The 16,412-nt window shown below is 70.3% G+C and carries 19 protein-coding genes; 10 read left to right on the forward strand and 9 right to left on the reverse strand.

All coding sequences use genetic code 11. The annotated features are described in order from the left end of the window. The first annotated feature begins 133 nt into the window (after positions 1 to 133). From ABZV93_RS00870 to ABZV93_RS00880, 3 genes are read left to right on the forward strand one after another with little or no spacing between them, the layout of a single operon-like run. Positions 134 to 901 carry a glucose 1-dehydrogenase gene (locus ABZV93_RS00870; RefSeq protein ID WP_354928205.1) on the forward strand — a complete coding sequence of 256 codons (768 nt, stop codon included), beginning with the start codon at positions 134 to 136 and terminating at the stop codon, positions 899 to 901. Further along, entirely contained in the window at positions 898 to 1,992 is a 1,095-nt protein-coding gene (locus ABZV93_RS00875) for a sugar phosphate isomerase/epimerase family protein (RefSeq protein WP_354928208.1), read from the forward strand. The genes ABZV93_RS00870 and ABZV93_RS00875 overlap by 4 nt, the downstream gene beginning before the upstream one ends. Next, positions 1,989 to 2,780 (forward strand): SDR family oxidoreductase, encoded by a 792-nt coding sequence (locus tag ABZV93_RS00880; protein WP_354928211.1) that lies wholly within the window; start codon positions 1,989 to 1,991, stop codon positions 2,778 to 2,780. Before ABZV93_RS00875 ends, ABZV93_RS00880 begins: the two co-directional genes overlap by 4 nt. Here the strand turns inward: ABZV93_RS00880 and ABZV93_RS00885 are convergent. The 3 genes from ABZV93_RS00885 to ABZV93_RS00895 form a co-directional block, all read right to left on the reverse strand. Further along, positions 2,747 to 3,727, reverse strand: a complete 981-nt coding sequence (locus tag ABZV93_RS00885; RefSeq protein WP_354928214.1) for a hypothetical protein — start codon at positions 3,725 to 3,727, stop codon at positions 2,747 to 2,749. The two genes, ABZV93_RS00880 and ABZV93_RS00885, sit on opposite strands and share 34 nt — an antisense overlap. A 151-nt stretch (positions 3,728 to 3,878) precedes the next feature. Then, a complete protein-coding gene (locus tag ABZV93_RS00890) occupies positions 3,879 to 4,562 on the reverse strand; it encodes a MerR family transcriptional regulator (RefSeq protein WP_354928217.1) in 684 nt (227 codons plus the stop codon). A gap of 106 nt (positions 4,563 to 4,668) precedes the next feature. Then, the gene (locus ABZV93_RS00895; RefSeq protein ID WP_354928220.1) at positions 4,669 to 5,544 is read right to left on the reverse strand and encodes a hypothetical protein; all 876 of its coding nucleotides are present in this window, start codon (positions 5,542 to 5,544) and stop codon (positions 4,669 to 4,671) included. Positions 5,545 to 5,743: 199 nt separating this feature from the next. Between ABZV93_RS00895 and ABZV93_RS00900 the strand changes: the two genes are divergently transcribed. Continuing rightward, a complete protein-coding gene (locus tag ABZV93_RS00900; RefSeq protein WP_354928223.1) occupies positions 5,744 to 6,601 on the forward strand; it encodes a phytanoyl-CoA dioxygenase family protein in 858 nt (285 codons plus the stop codon). On the opposite strand, the gene ABZV93_RS00905 is transcribed toward ABZV93_RS00900, so the two are convergent. Then, positions 6,567 to 7,211, reverse strand: a complete 645-nt coding sequence (locus ABZV93_RS00905) for a GNAT family protein (protein ID WP_354928226.1) — start codon at positions 7,209 to 7,211, stop codon at positions 6,567 to 6,569. The genes ABZV93_RS00900 and ABZV93_RS00905 overlap by 35 nt on opposite strands. On the opposite strand from ABZV93_RS00905, the gene ABZV93_RS00910 reads away from it, so the two are divergent. Together ABZV93_RS00910 and ABZV93_RS00915 are read left to right on the forward strand one after the other, a co-directional pair. Next, on the forward strand, positions 7,197 to 7,517 hold the full coding sequence (locus ABZV93_RS00910; RefSeq protein ID WP_354928229.1) for a hypothetical protein: 321 nt from the start codon (positions 7,197 to 7,199) through the stop codon (positions 7,515 to 7,517). The genes ABZV93_RS00905 and ABZV93_RS00910 overlap by 15 nt on opposite strands. An 85-nt stretch (positions 7,518 to 7,602) precedes the next feature. Next, complete coding sequence (locus ABZV93_RS00915) at positions 7,603 to 8,313, forward strand: FCD domain-containing protein (RefSeq protein ID WP_354928232.1); 711 nt, start codon at positions 7,603 to 7,605, stop codon at positions 8,311 to 8,313. A 38-nt stretch (positions 8,314 to 8,351) separates the two neighbouring features. Here the strand turns inward: ABZV93_RS00915 and ABZV93_RS00920 are convergent, their stop codons facing one another. From ABZV93_RS00920 to ABZV93_RS00935, 4 genes are all read right to left on the reverse strand, one after another. Further along, on the reverse strand, positions 8,352 to 9,272 hold the full coding sequence (locus ABZV93_RS00920) for a carbohydrate ABC transporter permease (protein ID WP_354928235.1): 921 nt from the start codon (positions 9,270 to 9,272) through the stop codon (positions 8,352 to 8,354). Further along, positions 9,269 to 10,246, reverse strand: a complete 978-nt coding sequence (locus ABZV93_RS00925; protein WP_354928238.1) for a sugar ABC transporter permease — start codon at positions 10,244 to 10,246, stop codon at positions 9,269 to 9,271. Before ABZV93_RS00925 ends, ABZV93_RS00920 begins: the two co-directional genes overlap by 4 nt. 7 nt (positions 10,247 to 10,253) lie before the next feature. Continuing rightward, entirely contained in the window at positions 10,254 to 11,567 is a 1,314-nt protein-coding gene (locus tag ABZV93_RS00930; RefSeq protein WP_354928241.1) for a sugar ABC transporter substrate-binding protein, read from the reverse strand. Between the two features lie 139 nt (positions 11,568 to 11,706). Continuing rightward, on the reverse strand, positions 11,707 to 12,132 hold the full coding sequence (locus ABZV93_RS00935) for a VOC family protein (protein WP_354928244.1): 426 nt from the start codon (positions 12,130 to 12,132) through the stop codon (positions 11,707 to 11,709). 47 nt (positions 12,133 to 12,179) lie between these two features. Here ABZV93_RS00935 and ABZV93_RS00940 point away from each other — a divergent pair, with 47 nt between their 5' ends. Next, positions 12,180 to 12,608: a LysE family translocator gene (locus tag ABZV93_RS00940; protein ID WP_354928247.1), complete on the forward strand. Its 429-nt coding sequence runs from the start codon at positions 12,180 to 12,182 to the stop codon at positions 12,606 to 12,608. A gap of 31 nt (positions 12,609 to 12,639) precedes the next feature. On the opposite strand, the gene ABZV93_RS00945 is transcribed toward ABZV93_RS00940, so the two are convergent. Continuing rightward, positions 12,640 to 13,203: a DUF1992 domain-containing protein gene (locus ABZV93_RS00945; RefSeq protein ID WP_354928249.1), complete on the reverse strand. Its 564-nt coding sequence runs from the start codon at positions 13,201 to 13,203 to the stop codon at positions 12,640 to 12,642. A gap of 283 nt (positions 13,204 to 13,486) precedes the next feature. Here ABZV93_RS00945 and ABZV93_RS00950 point away from each other — a divergent pair, with 283 nt between their 5' ends. From ABZV93_RS00950 to ABZV93_RS00960, 3 genes are all read left to right on the forward strand, one after another. Beyond that, on the forward strand, positions 13,487 to 13,690 hold the full coding sequence (locus tag ABZV93_RS00950) for a cold-shock protein (protein WP_092653593.1): 204 nt from the start codon (positions 13,487 to 13,489) through the stop codon (positions 13,688 to 13,690). 197 nt (positions 13,691 to 13,887) lie between these two features. Further along, complete coding sequence (malQ, locus tag ABZV93_RS00955; protein ID WP_354928253.1) at positions 13,888 to 15,720, forward strand: 4-alpha-glucanotransferase; 1,833 nt, start codon at positions 13,888 to 13,890, stop codon at positions 15,718 to 15,720. A 150-nt stretch (positions 15,721 to 15,870) separates the two neighbouring features. After that, on the forward strand, positions 15,871 to 16,389 hold the full coding sequence (locus ABZV93_RS00960; RefSeq protein ID WP_354928256.1) for a DUF2243 domain-containing protein: 519 nt from the start codon (positions 15,871 to 15,873) through the stop codon (positions 16,387 to 16,389). The last annotated feature ends 23 nt before the right edge of the window (positions 16,390 to 16,412 follow it).

Genomic DNA, 16,412 nt, shown 5'->3' on the forward strand with positions numbered 1-16,412 from the left:
ACGTCGGGAACCGGCCTTCCGGTCCCGGACTGAGACCCCCTCGAAGGCCGGTGTCAGCGCTAGGTTGACGCGGCAGGAGACGCCGCGAGGATCACCGCGGCGTTCGTGTCACCGACGAGGAAGGTTCGCGTTCATGGGTCTGGAGTCGTTCGAGCTCGGCGGCCGGGTCGCGCTGGTCACCGGCGGGAACCGCGGTCTGGGGCTGGTGATGGCCAAGGCTCTGGCCGGCGCCGGCGCGGACGTCGCCGTCGTCAGCCGGCAGCAGGCCCAGGCGGAGAAGGCGGCGGCCGACATCGGTCAGGAGACCGGACGGCGCACGCTGGGCATCGGCGCCGACGTCACCAGGGCGGCCGACGTGGACAACGCCGTGGCCGCGACGGTGGCTGCGTTCGGGCACCTCGACATCCTGGTCAACAACGCCGGGGTGAACATCCGCAAGCCGGTGGAGGAGTTCGACGAGGAGAGCTGGGACCTCGTGCAGGCCACCAACCTCAAGGCTCCCTACCTGTGCGCCAAGGCGGTCTCGCCGCACATGAAGGCGCAGGGCTACGGGCGGGTGATCAACGTGGGCTCCATGCTCGGCGTCTCCGCGCTGCCGGACCGGTCGGCGTACTGCTCCAGCAAGGCCGCGGTCATGCAACTGACCAAGGTGCTCGCGCTGGAGTGGGCCGGCCACGGCATCACCGTGAACGCGTTGTGCCCGGGGCCGTTCGCCACCGACCTCAACATCCCGGTGATCGAGAACCCCGAGACGAACAAGTACTTCGTCGACCGGATCCCGTTGGGGCGTTGGGGAAATCCGGAGGAGCTCGCCGGCGCGGCCATCTTCCTGGCGTCCGCGGCGTCGAGTTTCATGACCGGTTCGACGCTGGTCGTCGACGGCGGCTGGACCGCCCAGTGAGCGCCACGGAGAGCACCGCCCCGTTTCGGGTCGGGCTGTCGGTCTACGGAACGACCTACAGCATGGGCCTGCACCCCAAGGCCGGCCGTCCGCCGGTCACCGCGCGGGACGTGATGGACCAGGCGATCCGGTTCGGCCTGGCCGGGGTGGAGCTACCGGCGACCATGTTGGCCGGTGATTCCCACACCGCGCCGGGCACCCGCCGCGAGCCCGGCGAGACGCCGGACCGCGCCGAGAAGTCCGCGGACCGAGCGCGCGAGGCCAGTCCCGAGGCACTGGGGGAGTACGCCGCCGAGCACGGACTCTTCGTAACCGTGGACACCGCGGGGTTCGACCCGGAGGCGCTGGGCCGGGTGTGCGAGCTGGCCGTACGGGTCGGCGCCCCGGTCGTGCGTACCGTCATCGGAGGGGCGAAGATCGGCGGCGACCGTCGCCCGCTCGCCGGTCGCTGGCCGGCGTTCCTCGACGACGTGACGGCCAAGCTGCACGCGGCCACCGAACTCGCCGAGCAGGCGGGTGTCGTCCTCGCCGTGGAGAACCACCAGGACCTCGCGTCGGAGGAGCTCCTCGGCCTGTGCGAGTCGATCGGCTCGGCCCACTTCGGGATCAACCTCGACACCGGCAACCCGCTGGCGACGGCGGAGGAGCCGATCGACTACTTCCGGCGGGTCGCGCCGTACGTGAAGAACGTGCACCTGAAGGACTACTGGACCTGGCTCAGCGAGGAGGGCTACCGCCTCGTCAGGTGCCCGCTCGGCCAGGGGCTGACCGACTTCCCGGCCCTGCTCGCCATGCTGGCCGAGCACGCGCCCGGTGTGAGCATGGCGATCGAGCTGGGTGCGCTGGAGGCCCGGCACATCCGCGTCCTGGCGGCCGACTTCTGGCCCGACTACCCGCCGCGGACATCGGCACAGCTCGCGCAGGCGCTGGGTGTCGTGCAGGCGAACGCCCGGCCCGCGGGCGGTGACTGGCGTACCCCGTACGAGCGGGGCGAGTCGGTCGAGGACATCATCGCCTACGAGGAACGCCAACTGCTGCAGAGCATCGCCTACGTCCGGACCCTGCAGGACTGGCACGGAGGGCGGGCATGACGGCCGACCGACACACCCAGGACCTGGCCGGCCGGTCCGCGCTGGTGACGGGGTCCAGCCGCGGCCTCGGCCGGCACTACGCACTGCATCTGGCCCGGCTCGGGGCGGACGTCGTGATCCACGACGTGGACGCCCACGCGGCCGCGGAGTTCGGCGAGGCGGAGTCCGGTGAGGCGGTCGCCGCGGAGGTGCGCGCTCTCGGCCGGCGGTCCGCCTTCGTGACCGCGGACCTGACCGACCCGGCCGCCGCCGAACGGCTCGTTGCCCGCACCGTCGAGGAACTCGGCGGGCTGGACATCCTGGTGAACAACGCCGGCGGTGACATCGGCGCCACCGGACCACGACCGGATCCCAACGACGCCCTCGACATCGACCCCGACGACATCCGCGCGGTCGTCGAACGCAACGTGCTCACCACGATGTACACCTGCAAGTTCGCCGGACGGCACATGCGGGAGAGGCGTACGGGCAAGATCGTCAACGTGGGTTCGGTCGCCGGGCACGTCCCCGCCCGCAACGGCATCATCTACGCCGCGGCCAAGGCGGCCAACTCCCACTACACCCGCTGCCTGGCCGAGGAGCTGCGGCCCTTCGACGTCAACGTCAACTGCATCGCACCCGCGCCGACCTACACCGGCCGGTTCCTCGCCACCAGGAACGTCGCGGACCAGAGCGACCGGTCGCGTCTGCAACAGGTCGCCCAGCCCGACGACATGGCCTCGATCGTGGTGTTCCTGGTGAGTTCGGCCTCCGATCACCTGACCGGGGAGACGATCGTCTGCTGGTGACCGGCGTCGGGGCCGACCTCACCGGCTGCCCGGCCCCGGCCCGCCCGCAGCGACACGAGGACACCGACGACCACGCCCGCCAGGATCACGACCGACGCGGTGTCGGTGAGCACGTCCGGGTGCATGATCGACTGCCCGCGCAGCGCCTGCCAGGTGAGCAGTGCCAGCACCGCGACGTACGCCGAGACGATCACCACGAGCAGCCTCATGCGGACGGCGGGCACCCGCAGGACGGGCAGGCCGCGGGCCAGGAACTCCAGCGCCAGCGCGGCCAGCGGGATCAACTGCAGCGCGTGCATGCCGACGAAGTGCGGGATCCGCAGGTCGCCGCCGACGGTGCTCCAGCCCAGCAGGGGAAGACCGGGGCCGCCGTCGGCGAGCCCGACCGTGTGTGCGCCGGCGATGTCGGAATCCGTCGCGATCTGCTCCGCCGTCGGCATCACCATCAAGAAGCCGAGCCCCATCCCGAGCAGGGCGAGGATTCCGCCGGCCCGGACGGCGAGGTTGCGGGCGCGGTCCGGGCCGGGGTTGCGGAACAGGATCACGCAGACGACCAGCGTGGCCACCCACACGAACGCGATCGAGATGCCCATCGCCTGCCACAGTGCGCCGTTCAGTGGCGTGGTCTCGTTGAAGTGGCTCGTCGTCCCGCGCAGGACCTGGCCGACGATGACCACCATCTCCGCCACCAGGCCGACGGCGGCGATCGTGCCCATCCACCACGCGGTCCGGCGCAGGTGGCGAAGCTGGGAGATCAGCCATGCCCAGGTGACCGAGTAGATCAGGATGGAGAGCGCGAACTTCGTCGGCTTGGCCCAGATGGGCATGCCGGTGAGGACGCGGTGGTCGGCGAACAGGCCGGCGACGCCGACGACCGCGACCGCCGCCATCGCGGCGGCCAGCATCATCAGCGGGCGGTGCCACCCGTACGCCTGCGAGAACGTCACTCCGGCGAACCGGTCGCGGCGGCCGGGTCGGCCGGGTCGGCCGGGTCGGGTGGATCTGCCGGGTCGGGTGGGTCGGCCGGGTCTGGAAGTCGACGGCACGGGTGGTTGGGGTACAGCGGTCATGGAATTCCCCCGGTCGGATGGCGCGCGGTCAGCGCGGTGGTGTGCGGAAACGCTTGCTGGACAGGTGTTCCTGCGCGAGCCGGCGCAGCGCGATGATGAGCGCGTCGCCGAGGACGGTGCCGACCAGAGCGGTCTCGAGCAGTTCGTCGCCGTCGTCGATCCCGGCAATGACGTCGAGGTCGGTGGTGGCGGCGAGCTCGGCAACCTCGGCGTAGCCGTCGAGGGCCGCGAGCGCCCGGTCCTGTCCCAGCCGGTCGAACCGTGCGAGCACGTCGGCGGCAGCGGCCCGGGCCGGACTCGTCTCGTCGATGTGCCAGCCGCGGCGTTCGAGCAGGTCGTCGACCTTCTTCGTCGCCTGTACCTGCTCCTCGTCGGGGCTGTCGGCGTCGGCGGTGTTGCCGGACCTGCCGGTGCCGTCGGCCCGGCCGCCTGCCTGGATGTCGCCGAGCGACCTGATGGTGGCGCCGAGCTTCTGCCGGACCGTCCGGTCCGGGTCGTCGATCACGGAGAGGACGACCCGGGCCGTGGCGATGGACATCCCGCCCACGTCGGTCAGCGCACGGATCAGGGTCAACCGCCGGACGTGGGACTGGTCGTAACTGGCCTGGTTGGGGCCGGTGAGCTGCCCGGCGGGGAGCAGTCCCTCGCGCAGGTAGTACTTGATCGTCGGGACCGGAACCCCGCTCGCTCGGCTCAGCTCTGCCATCCGCATGCGGATAGCTTAACTATCCGATAGTGCCGCTGCCCATAATTTTTCCGAGATCTCTTCGGGTCGGTCCTCCGGGCGGTCCTCGGGGCCGTTCTCGAGCGGGGCTCCGTCAGTCGTCCGACAGTGCGTCGCGCCGGCGGCGAGCGGTGGTGGCGGCACGGCTGGCCTTGGTGAGGGCACGTTCCAGCGAGCCGGTCCTGTGCTCGGCGCGTTCCAGCTCGGCCTTGGCCTTCTCGAGCTCGTCGGTCAGGCGTTCGACCGCGGTACGCATGTCCTCGACGTGGTGCTCGTTGGCGTCCAGCTCGGCCTCCGCCTGCGCCCGGGCCTCCTCGGCCTCGGCGAGCTCCGCCTCCGCCCGATCCAGCTTCTCCCGGGCCTCCTTGCGCCGGCGTTCCTCCGCGCGTTTGTCGGCCTGGGTCTGTCTACCGGGCTTCGCGGCCTTCCTGCCGGTCGCCCGGCGCTCCCGTGCGGTGCTGATCGGGGTCACCTCGGCCGGTTCGCCGGACTCGTCGACCACGCCGAATCCCACGTGCCGCAGCGCACTGGTCAGCCGGCCCGTACCCAGCAGCCGCGCGGCCTCGGCGTCGACCGAGGCGGCGTCGAGGGTCTCGGCCAGCCGGTCGCCCACCGTGTCGGTCACCTTGTGGCCGGACTTCTTCGCGAGGTCGCGGGCCGCCCGGCCGAGGTCGCGCACCAGCGAGATCCGCTGGGAGGTGAGCTCACGCATCCGGTCGCCGTCGCGGGACGCGTGCGCGTCGCGCAGGTCGTCACCGAGTTGTACGAGGTCGTCGATGCGGTCGGCTTCGGCGCGTACGAGCTGGTTGGCGAGCCAGGCGGCGAGCGTCGGCTTCTTCAGCTCCCGGATCGCCTTGCTCGCCGCGTGGTCACCGTCGGCCTTGGCCTGGTCGGCCAGCTTGTTGCGGGCCGAGGTGAAGTCCTCCGGTGCCAGGCCGTACAACTCCCGCGCCGCTTCGTCGAGGTTCACTCCGACATCATGACGTCCTGAACGGGTCGTGACGTCGGACGCCGCGCACATGTCCCGGTCACGTTCCGACCGCGTACCGAGCCGGTGGCCGGTTGTGGCCGGGCCAGGCACGGGAGGGCGGTGGAAGAGTGGGAACTGCCCTCGAACCGGGCCAGTCCGGACGAGGACCGACGGGCAGACGACCAAGGGGAGCCGGTTGATGAGAAGCGAACCCGAACGCTGGCGGACCGACTACGCCCGGGACGGCTACCTCGTGGTCGAGGACTGCCTCGACAAGGAGACGTTGACAGCGTTGCGCACGGCCGTCGGCAGGATCGTCGACGACCCGGACAGCCTGCCGCCGCACCTGCGGGCGCACGTACAACTGGAACGCGAGTACGCCCGCCCCGACGGCGACGAGGACCGCGACGTCACCAGGCTCGGCCGGGCGGTGCGGCTGGTGATGGAGCTACCGGTGTTCGAGCCGGTGTTCGCCGAACTCATCAGGTACGACCCGCTGCTGGACGTCCTGCAGGCGTTGTTCGGCAGCAGGGAGTTCCACTTCCACAACTACAAGTGCGTCAACAAGGCGCCCGGGGCCAGCGGTGCCTTCGTCTGGCACCGCGACCTCCCGTACCTCTACCACTCCACGCCCAACCTGCTCACCGCGATGCTGTGCCTGGACGACATGACCGAGGAGAACGGCGCCACCGTCGTCCTGCCCGGCAGCCACCTGCTGGCCGACGAGAACGTCGCGGTCGGCGACCAGGACATCCGCGAGGAGGACCTACCCCCCGACCTCGAACGCCGGACCGTCACCTGCCCGGCCGGCTCGGCGGTGATCTTCCACGTCAACATCCTGCACGGGGGCGGCGCCAACAGGTCGAGCTCGCCCCGGCGCAACGTCATCGGCATCTGGGCCGGGCCGGACACCTACCCGACCGGCGCGGCCCGCTACGCCTACCAGGGCCTGTATCCGCGCAGCCAGGACCCGGCCCGCCGACGGCAGCTCACGATGGCGCTGGGCGACGGCGACGCGGAGGTCAGCCGGCCCCGAGCAGCGGCAGGCACGGGGTGAGGCCCTCGATGATGACCGGGACGGTCCGGTGGCGTTCCCACTCGGCTCGTGTCAACCGCAGCCTGCGCTCGACGGTGAGCTCGCCGCGGACCGCGTGCCGCTTGGTGCCGTCGTCGACGTAGCCGAGCTTGCGGGACACCCCGTACGACGTGAGGTTGTGGTCGAAGGCGCCCGACACCGCCTCGTCCGCGTCGAGGCCGGTGAACGCCAGGTCGAGCACGGCCGCGCGCATCTCGGTGCCGATGCCCTGACCCTGGTGGCGTCTGCCGAGCCACGATCCGGTGCTGACCGTCCTGGTCACCGCAAAGTCGGACGCGCCGATCGTCTGCAGCCCTACGACCATGCCCTCGAAGAACACGGTGAGGTTGAGCGACCAGGCCTGCGGAGTCCAGCCACCGAGCCGCAGCCAGTGGTGCAGGATGACGCTGCGGGCGATCTCGGCCGGCGACTGGTCGGTCCAGGGCACCAGGAACGGCATGGCGGCCGGGTCGTGGATGCCCTCGGCGGCCACGTCGGCAAGGTCGGCGAGCTCCTCCGTCGAGGGCAGCCGCAGCTCCAGCCGGGGCGTCGTCAGGCGTAGGCCCACCGGGGGGAAGTGATCGACCAGCATGTCCCAATTCTGGTCGCCGACCGAGCGACACGGCATCCCCTTTTCCGCGTACGCTGGCGGGCGCGTCGCGACCACGAACGCGGCCTCTACCGCCTCGGTGACGGTCAGGAGCGGCTGGACGGCAATCCGTACGTCGACGGACTGAAGTACGCCTGCGCGGGATTCGCGGGCCTCGGTCTGATCACCTTCGCTCTGCGGCCCGAACTCGGTCTGCTCCTCTGGTGCCTCGCCGGAGTCAGCCTGGTGGGCTGGCTGGGGGCGGGCGCCTTGTTGTGGCAGCCGCCGTCCGAGCAGCCTCCGGAGTGATCCGGCGACGGCGGGGACACAGTGCCGGCGGCGGGTATATTCGGCGGGGATATTCGGCGGGTGTGCTGAACCCAGGGATGTGGGCATGGCGGAGTACGACGGACGTGGCATCCACGGGCACACCGTCGAGGTGATCGGCCGCCGGATCCTCTCCGGCGAGATCGCCGAGGGCGCGACCATCGACGGGGTCGCCCTGGAGTCCGAGCTCGGCATCAGCCGCACCGTCGTCCGCGAGGCGTTCCGGGTGCTCGGCGCCAAGGGCCTGGTCACCGCCCGGCAGAAGCGCGGCACCTACGTCCGGCCGCGCGCCGACTGGAACCTCCTCGACGCCGACATCCTGCGCTGGCAGTTCTCCGGCCGCTCCGACGTCGCGTTCTTCTCCAACCTGCACGAGATCCGCGGCATCGTCGAACCCGCGGGTGCCCGGCTCGCCGCCGAACGCCGCACCGACGACGACCTCGCCGCCCTGGACGCCGCGCTGGCCGCGATGGTGGCCGCCGGTGACGACCCGGACGCGATGACCAAGGCCGACCTCGCCTTCCACCGCGCCCTGCTGGCCGCCGCCCACAACGAACTCCTGGAACGCATGGAGGTCGTCATCGAGGTCGGCCTGTCCGTCCGTGACCGGCACATGCACGGTTCCGGCGCCGCGGAGGACTCCGTGCCCGTGCACAGGTCCGTGCTGGCCGCGGTCCGGCGGGGGAGCCCGGCGCGCGCGGAACGCGAGATGCGCGCGCTGCTCACCCGGGCGGTGGACGACCTGTCCCAGTTGCGGCGTACCCGCCGGGGAGCCTGACCGGCCGGTGGGAACGGGAGGTGGGGCCGGCCGATCCCTCAGCGGATGCCCGCGCTGCCCGCGCCGAGGTTGACCTCGTAGATGTGTTTCTGGCTGAAGAAGTAGACCGCCACCATCGGCAGGGTGAGGAAGAGCGCACCCACCATCACCAGGTTGTACGGCGGAGTCTGCGCGTTGGTGGAGGTGCCGGACAGGAACTGCACGCCCAGTGCCAAGGGGTACTTGCTCTCGGTGTTGAGGTAGATGAGCGGGCCGAAGAACGAACCCCACGAGGCCGAGAAGCTGAACACCCCGACCGCCACGATCACCGGCCGCATCAGGGGCAGCACGATCCGGGCGAAGATCCCGAAGTGACCGAGGCCGTCGACCTGCGCTGCCTCGTCGAGTTCGCGCGGGATCCGGGTGATGAACTGCCGCATCAGGAAGATGTTGTACGCACCGCCGAAGAGGTTCGGCACGATCAGCGGCAGCAGGGTGTCGATCCAGCCCAGCCCGCGGAACAACACGAACTGCGGGATGATCGTCACCTCCATCGGCACCATCATCGTGGACAGCAGCACCACGAACAGCGCCGAGCGCCCGGGCGCCCGCAGCCGGGCGAACGCGTAGGCCACCATGGCGCTGACGAACATCTGCCCCAGGCAGGCGAACGTCACGATGATCAGGCTGTTCAGGATCCACCGGGCCATGTCGGCGTCGGATCCCAGCACCCGCACGAAGTTGTCGAAGTGGAACTCCCTGGGCAGCAGGGTGAACGCCACCTTCTGGACGGTCACGTCGGAGGACAGCGCGATCGACACCATGAACACGAACGGCGCCGACAGCACCGCCGACACCACGGTGAGGACGCCGTACGACACCGCCGCCTCCCGCCGGCCGTGACTGCCGACCGGCCTGCTCCGCCGCCCCCGGCCCGCGTCCTCCGGGAGGGCGGTCTCGGCCAGTGCGGGCGCGGTCATCGGCGTACCTCCGACTCGTAGAAGACCCAGCGCGGGGACGACCGGAACACCACCGCCGTGCACACCATGATCACCGCGAACAGCAACCAGGACAGGGCCGAGGCGTACCCCATCCGGTAGTTCTTGAAGCCCTCCTCGAAGATGTACGGCACGAGCGTCTCGCTGGCGTTGTTCGGCCCGCCGCCGGTGAGGATGTAGACCTGGCTGAACACCTGGAACGCGCCGATCAGCCCCATCACGACATTGAACAGGATGACCGGTGACAACATCGGCAACACGATGCGGAAGAACCGCTGGCGCGGTCCGGCGCCGTCGATGGTGGCGGCCTCGAGGAGTTCGGCCGGGATGCCCTGCATGGTCGCCAGCAGCAGGACGACGCCGGTGCCCACGCCCCACAGGGACATCAGCACCAGCGCCGGGACGACCCACGCCTCCTCCAGCAGCCAGGCGGGGCCGTGTATGCCGACGAGCCGGAGTGCGCGGTTGACCAGCCCGGCGTCGGGAGCGAGCACCCAGCCGAACAGCATCGCGCTCGCCACCAGCGGCACCAGGGCGGGCAGGTAGACGATCGTCCGGTAGACCCGCATCCCCGGAACCGGCTTGTTCAGCAGGGCTGCGAGCGCCACCGAGACCACCGTGGACAGCGGGACGACAAGGAACGTGTAGTACGCGGTGTTACGCAGAACCTTCCAGAACAACGGATCCTTGGTGAACATCCGCACGTAGTTGGCCAGGCCCACCCACCGGGGCGGGGTCAGCAGGTCGTAGTCGGTCAGACTCAGGTATGCCGAGGCGAGCAGGGGCCCGGCGAGGAAGACGACGAACCCGACCAGCCAGGGCGAGACCATCACGTAGAACCACAGCGCCTCGCGGCGGCGTTGCGTCCACCGCGGCGGCTGGGACGTCGGGCCCGCGGAGGTGGCCGTCGCCCCGCCCGTCACGTCGGTGCTCACGGAGGAGGTGTCGGTGCTCACCGAGGTGTCAGCTGCCCTGCTTCATGACCGGCCCGAGCCGCTGCTGGATCGTGGCCAGCGCCTTCTCCGGGGTGACCTTGTTGTTCATCATCAGCTCGATGTTGTCGGTGAAGACCTTGAGCATCTCGTTCCACTGCGGGGTGAGCGGCGGCACGAAGATCGCGTCGGCTGAGTCGCCGAAGGCGTTCATGTCGACGTCGCGCTTGGCCCACTTCGGCTTGAGGAACGCGTCGCTGCGCTGGACGAGCACGTTGGCCGGCGCGTCCTCGGCGTTGTCGATGATCGGCCGCTGGCCCTCCTCACTCGCCATGAACTCGATCACCTTCCACGCGTCGGCCGCGTGCTTGGAGCTGCGGGACACCGCAAGGCCGTTGAAGAAGGCACTGGTCGCGGGCTTCTTGCCGTGCCAGAGCGGGGAGATGTCCCAGTCGAGGCCCTTGACGCTGTTGGCCGCGGAGATGTTCCAGAAGCCGGTGATCTCCATGGCAAGCTTTCCTTGCGCGAACAGTTGGTCGGGCCCGACGCCCTGGCCGTAGTTGGCGAAGTCACGCGGGGTGGGGGAGACCTTCTCCTTCCAGGCAAGGTCGTTGTACCACTTCATGGCCGCGACGTTCTGCGGCGTGTTCACCGCCGGCGCGCCCTTGGCGTCCAGGATCCGGCCACCGTTCTGGTACATGAACGTCATCCAGTACGGCCACCAGGAGATGGTGGCGAAGCCCCACTGCTTCACCTTGCCGTTGTCCCGGACGGTGAGCTTGCGCGAAGCGGCGAGCAGGTCGTCCCAGGACCAGTCGGCGGTGGGGTACTTCACCCCGGCCCGGTCGAACGACTTCTTGTTGTAGTAGAGAACCATCGCGCCGGAACGGTCCGGGATGGCGTACTGCCGGCCGTCGTACTGGAAGATCTTCGGCACCGTCGGGCCGAACATCCTCGTCAGGTCCAGCTTGCTCGCCTTCACCTTGTCGTCCAGCGGCAGGATCTGGTTCTTGGTCGCGAACGCCGACGTCTGCTCGGCGAGTTCGAGGATGTCCGGGCCCTTGCCGCCGGCGATGGCGGTGGAGATCTTCTGCGAGTAGTCCTCACCACCCGGCGCCATCTGGAGCTTGACCTTGATGTTCGGGTACTTCTTGTGCGCCAGGGCGAGCCGTTGCTCGTAGACCTTCTTGTCCACGTCTCCGCCCCACGCGCTCATGGTCAGCGTCACCGGTCCGGCGGACGGCTTGTCGGAGCCGGACGACCCGCAGGCGGCGACCATCGGGATGGTCGCGACCGTGCAGGCGAGGGCCACCGCGACCGAGCGCAGCTTCTGGGCAGAGGGCATGGGGTGCCTACCGATCTGATCGCCGACCGTGTGATCGCCACTGGGTGATCTTCAATGGGCGAGCACACATTAAGTCATATTTGATCCTCCTGTAAACGGCGCGCTGCAGAGCGTCCTGATGTGGAAACGAGGGGGACGGTCAGGCGCCGGAGCCGGTCTGGCGGCCGATCTCCCAGTGGTGGCCGGACGGGTCGGCGATCCGGCCCACCCGCCAGCCGTGGTCCTCGTGCACCTCGGCGATCGTGGTGGCGCCGGCGGCGACCGCCTGATCGAAGAGCCGGTCCGGGTCGGCGACGGTGAGGATCATCCGCACCGGCCCGCCGGACCCGTGCGGGACGCTCGCTGTCGGGCTGTTCTCGGGGTCGTCCTGGATCCAGAACGCCGCACCGTCCACCTCCAGTTGTGCGACCACCGGCCGGCCGCCGTCGTCGTCGAGCCGGTAGGCCACGACCGCACCGAACGCGGCCCGGTAGAAGTCGACCGCTGCCTGCCCGTCGCGTACGGCCAGCCACGGCGCGATCGAGGTGCGGGTGGGTGCGGCGCTGCCGGTGTGCTCGCTGCTCATGGTGCGGGTCCTCTCGAAGGTGGGTGAGGTGACCATAGGGTGCCGCCGTGGAGTACGGCGGGATGAGGTACGCCGGCGCCGCCTACCTCGTCTGGCTGGGGATCCAGGCGTTCCGCCACCGGCGTTCACTGGCCGAGGCGTTCGCCGCGGCCGAGCCCCCACGCAGCGGGTGGCGGGCGGCGCGCGAGGGGTTCGTGGTCGGTGTGGCCAACCCGAAGGCGTTCGTCATCTTCGCCGCCGTGCTGCCGCAGTTCGTCGACCGGGACGCAGGGGCCGTGCCGGCCCAGATGCTCGTCCTGAGCCTGGTGTCGTTCGCCATCGCGATGCTGTCCGACAGCGCCTGGGCCTTCGCCGCGAGCGCGGTCAGGTCGTGGTTCGGCCGCTCGCCTCGACGGCTGGAAGTCGTCGGCGGGGCCGGCGGCCTGTCGATGGTGGGGTTGGGGCTTTCGGTGGCCGTGTCCGGCCGCAAGGACTGAGCCGGACCCCGCACCCGGCGCCGGAGCGGGGTCAGGTGGAGCGGCCACGGCGCAGGGCTCGGCGCCACCAGACCGGGCGACTGCCCGGCGCAGGCTCACCGGTCCCGAACCGTCTGCGCCGCGCCTTCGCCAGAGCCTGCTCGGCCGGGCCGGGATCGCCGATGTGAGCGATGTCTCCTTTTTGCCCCGCCCGCTCCGTGCGCTCGGCCCGCCAGCGTTCGACCACCTGGTCGGCGTTGGCCGGCCGGACCGGAATGGGCGGCCCGAGCGGCGCCCTCAGCCAGGCGACGATCCGGAGGTTGAGGTCGGCCACCACCTCGCGTACCTCACGCTCCGTACGCAATGTGCGGACCGTCTCGGGCAGCCGCTCGACCTCCTTGCGCAACTGCAGGGGGAGGGGGAGTAGGTCCTCGGTGGAGTGTCCTTCCTTGTGCAGATGGCGCATCACCCACACTTCGTCGTAGGGCTTGTCCAGGTCGGCGAGGGGTTTGCCCGCCCCGGGCAGGTTGTCGAACTCGCCACGTTCTGTCGCCTCACGGATCTGCTGGTCGGCCCACGACTCGAAGCCGATTCCCGGCGGCTTGCGCTTGGTCATGGGACCAATTCTCCTGCGGTCGGACGGTAGTCCGCCACCACTACGGCGGGGCTGAGGACACGATCTGCGGCCTCGTGGCGAGGGTGCGCGACGAACGGATCACCGACGTGCTAACCTCATGGCTTGAGTTGCAGTTGTGGTACCCATGAACGTTTACGCGCTCGTCGGTTGCGACCGCCGGGCGCTTTGTTTTCCGGACTTTCCTCCGGAGGGGCACTCGTAGCGGCGACTCCGACCCGTACACACGGTGCGGGTTCGGCAACGCATCCCTGAAGGAGCAAGCATGGCGACTGGCACGGTCAAGTGGTTCAACTCGGAAAAGGGCTTCGGCTTCATCGAGCAGGACGGCGGCGGCGCCGACGTTTTCGCTCACTACTCGAACATCCAGTCCACGGGTTACCGTGAGCTGTTCGAGGGCCAGAAGGTGGAGTTCGACGTCACGCAGGGCCAGAAGGGCCCGCAGGCGGAGAACATCCGTCCGGTCTGATCCGGATCTGAAGGCAACGCCCTTTCCGAGCGTTGACCGTTAAAGGCAGGGCCCGCACCCATGTGGTGCGGGCCTTTTCCTTGTCCGGGTTTGTGTCCGGCTCCCCGTCCGGCTCCGTGGCCACTTCGGTTCGGCCGCCGTGCGAGATTTCCCATCTGCGGGATGATGACGGGGTTCCAGCAGATCTTGGAGGTGCGATGCCCGACGCATGGGGGATCGAGAGCCGGTACGTCGACGCGACGGACAAGGAGCAGCAGGTCCCCACCGAGGTGGTCGAGCGCCTGCGGGAGATCATCGGCACCCCCACCGAAGCCGCCGGGCCGCTGATCGTCGACGAAGATGAGCAGACTCACACCGGCCCCGGAGAGGTCGTGCTGGAAGACGGCGGGACCGTCCAGGTGCGCACCCGAACCCCTGCCGACCTTCCCCTCGGCTACCACACGTTCGTCGGCCCCTCCGGCACCGAACGCGGGCTGATCGTCGCCCCCCGCCGCTGCCACCTGCCGGAAGGCTGGCGGGCATGGGGATGGGCCTCCCAGCTGTACGCCACGCGGTCGCGGCAGAGCTGGGGGATGGGCGACCTCGCCGACCTGGCCCGGCTGGCCCGCTGGTCCCGGCAACGCGGGGCGGGCTTCCTCCTCGTCAACCCGATCGGTGCGCCAGCGCCGTCCCTGCCACAGCAGCCGAGTCCGTACTTCCCCGCCAGCCGCAGGTTCCGCAACCCTCTCTACCTCCACGTCGAGGACGTGCCCGGCGCTGAGCTCGCGGCCGACGACGTACGCCTTGCCGCCGCGGCCGGCCGCGAGCTGAACGACCACCGCACCATCGACCGGGACGCCGTGTGGCAGTTGAAGCAGTCCGCCCTGGAGGCCATCTGGCGCGCCGGCGGCGCGGGCCCGGAGTTCGATCGGTGGTACGCCGACCAGCCGGCCTCGCTGCGGCAGTTCGCCACCTGGTCGGTGCTGGTCGAGCAGCACGGCGCCGACTGGCAGGAGTGGCCGGCCGAGCTGGCCCGTCCGCAGGGACCCGCGGTCGCCGAGGCCGGGGAGAAGCACGCCGACCGGGTGCGGTTCCACGCCTGGCTGCAGTGGCTGGTCGAGGGCCAGCTCGCCGCGGCCGGCCGCGACCTTGCGGTGATGCAGGACCTGCCGATCGGGTTCGACCCGCACGGCTTCGACGCCTGGGAGTGGCAGGACCTCGTGGCGCTGGAGGCGTCGGTCGGCGCCCCGCCGGACGAGTTCAACCAGCTCGGACAGGACTGGGGGCTGCCGCCGTTCATCCCGTGGCGGCTGCGGGCGGCCAACTACCAGCCGTTCATCGACACCATCCGGGCCGGCATGTCCGCCGGCGGTGGCCTGCGGGTCGACCACGTGATGGGGCTGTTCCGGCTGTGGTGGATCCCCGACCACAACGGACCCGGCGGTGGCGCCTACGTGCGCTACCCCACCCGTGACCTGCTCTCTCTGGTGGCGCTGGAGAGCACCCGCGCCAGTGCCGCCGTGGTGGGCGAGGACCTCGGGACGGTCGAGGAGGGTGTCCGCGAGCAGCTGTCCGAACGCGACATCCTGTCGTACCGCCTGCTGTGGTTCGAGGAGGACGACCCGACCACCTGGCCGGCGAAGTCGATGGCCGCGGTCACCACCCACGACCTGCCCACGGTGGCCGGACTCTGGGACGGCAGCGACCTGGAGAGCCAGCGCCGCCTGGGCCAGCAGCCGAACGAGGAGAGCACGGCTGCGATCCGCGACCGGCTGGCCAAGACCGGTGGGCTGGACGACGACGCCGGCTCCGACGCCGCCGTGCTGGCCGCGTACGAACTGCTCGCCCGAGCTCCCGCCACGCTGCTCACCGCCACACTCGACGACGCGCTGGTGGAGCCCGAGCGTCCCAACATGCCGGGCGCCGACGCGCACCGCGACAACTGGTCGCTGGCCCTGCCGGCGACTCTGGAGGACCTCGAGTCGCACCCGACCGGCGACCGGATCGCCGAGATCCTGTCCGCCGGCGTCGGGGACGCCACGGCCACCTGAGCCGATCACCGGGAGTCGACGACACCTGAGGTGACGGGCGGCCACCGGCCGCGAGTGCCTGTCATGGGCGAGCGGCCGGTGGTTACCCGGGCCGGTGCCGGGTAGGCGCATGACACGTTCGTCCACCCGCCGCGTCGACAGGAGGCCGCAGTGTCGGAAACCCCGCCCAGCGACAGCGGGTCGCGTGACCGGGTCGGCGGCGGCATCCCGTACTCCCGCCCGCCCTACGACGGCACCGGCCGCTCGATCCTCGCGGGTGTGCTGATCGGGATGGGAGTTGCGGCGTTCCTCGACGAGACGCTCTTCCACCAGCTGCTGCACTGGCACCACTTCTACGACCGCTCCACCCCGACGGCCGGGCTGGTCTCCGACGGCTACTTCCACGCCGCCGGCTGGCTGGCGATCGTCGGCGGGCTGTTCATGTACGCCGACCTGCACCGGCGGCACGCCACGGTGCCGAAGCGGGTGTGGGCCGGCGGGCTGCTCGGCTGGGGCGGCTTCCAGGTGTACGACGGGCTGTTCCAGCACAAGGTGCTGGGCCTGCACCAGATCCGGTACGGCGTCGAGCTCCTGCCGTACGACCTGGTGTGGAACCTCACCGGCCTCCTCGGGCTGCTCGTCGGGCTGTTCCTGCTGCGCGGCGCGCCACGTGCGATCGCCGAACGATGACGGGCCCTCGATGACCGGCATGC

Origin of the sequence: Actinopolymorpha sp. NPDC004070 (genome assembly GCF_040610475.1) — a bacterium.
In the GTDB taxonomy this organism is placed as follows: Bacteria; Actinomycetota; Actinomycetes; order Propionibacteriales; family Actinopolymorphaceae; genus Actinopolymorpha.

What these genes read in the sequence shown, in the direction of transcription:
- ABZV93_RS00950 (WP_092653593.1), top strand. Translation starts at nt 13,487, where the DNA reads ATGGCGACTGGCACGGTCAAGTGGTTCAACTCGGAAAAGGGCTTCGGC.
- ABZV93_RS00935 (WP_354928244.1), bottom strand. Translation starts at nt 12,132, where the DNA reads ATGAGCAGCGAGCACACCGGCAGCGCCGCACCCACCCGCACCTCGATC.
- ABZV93_RS00900 (WP_354928223.1), top strand. Translation starts at nt 5,744, where the DNA reads ATGAGAAGCGAACCCGAACGCTGGCGGACCGACTACGCCCGGGACGGC.
- ABZV93_RS00915 (WP_354928232.1), top strand. Translation starts at nt 7,603, where the DNA reads ATGGCGGAGTACGACGGACGTGGCATCCACGGGCACACCGTCGAGGTG.
- ABZV93_RS00905 (WP_354928226.1), bottom strand. Translation starts at nt 7,211, where the DNA reads ATGCTGGTCGATCACTTCCCCCCGGTGGGCCTACGCCTGACGACGCCC.
- malQ (WP_354928253.1), top strand. Translation starts at nt 13,888, where the DNA reads ATGCCCGACGCATGGGGGATCGAGAGCCGGTACGTCGACGCGACGGAC.
- ABZV93_RS00870 (WP_354928205.1), top strand. Translation starts at nt 134, where the DNA reads ATGGGTCTGGAGTCGTTCGAGCTCGGCGGCCGGGTCGCGCTGGTCACC.
- ABZV93_RS00890 (WP_354928217.1), bottom strand. Translation starts at nt 4,562, where the DNA reads ATGCGGATGGCAGAGCTGAGCCGAGCGAGCGGGGTTCCGGTCCCGACG.
- ABZV93_RS00945 (WP_354928249.1), bottom strand. Translation starts at nt 13,203, where the DNA reads ATGACCAAGCGCAAGCCGCCGGGAATCGGCTTCGAGTCGTGGGCCGAC.
- ABZV93_RS00880 (WP_354928211.1), top strand. Translation starts at nt 1,989, where the DNA reads ATGACGGCCGACCGACACACCCAGGACCTGGCCGGCCGGTCCGCGCTG.
- ABZV93_RS00920 (WP_354928235.1), bottom strand. Translation starts at nt 9,272, where the DNA reads ATGACCGCGCCCGCACTGGCCGAGACCGCCCTCCCGGAGGACGCGGGC.
- ABZV93_RS00930 (WP_354928241.1), bottom strand. Translation starts at nt 11,567, where the DNA reads ATGCCCTCTGCCCAGAAGCTGCGCTCGGTCGCGGTGGCCCTCGCCTGC.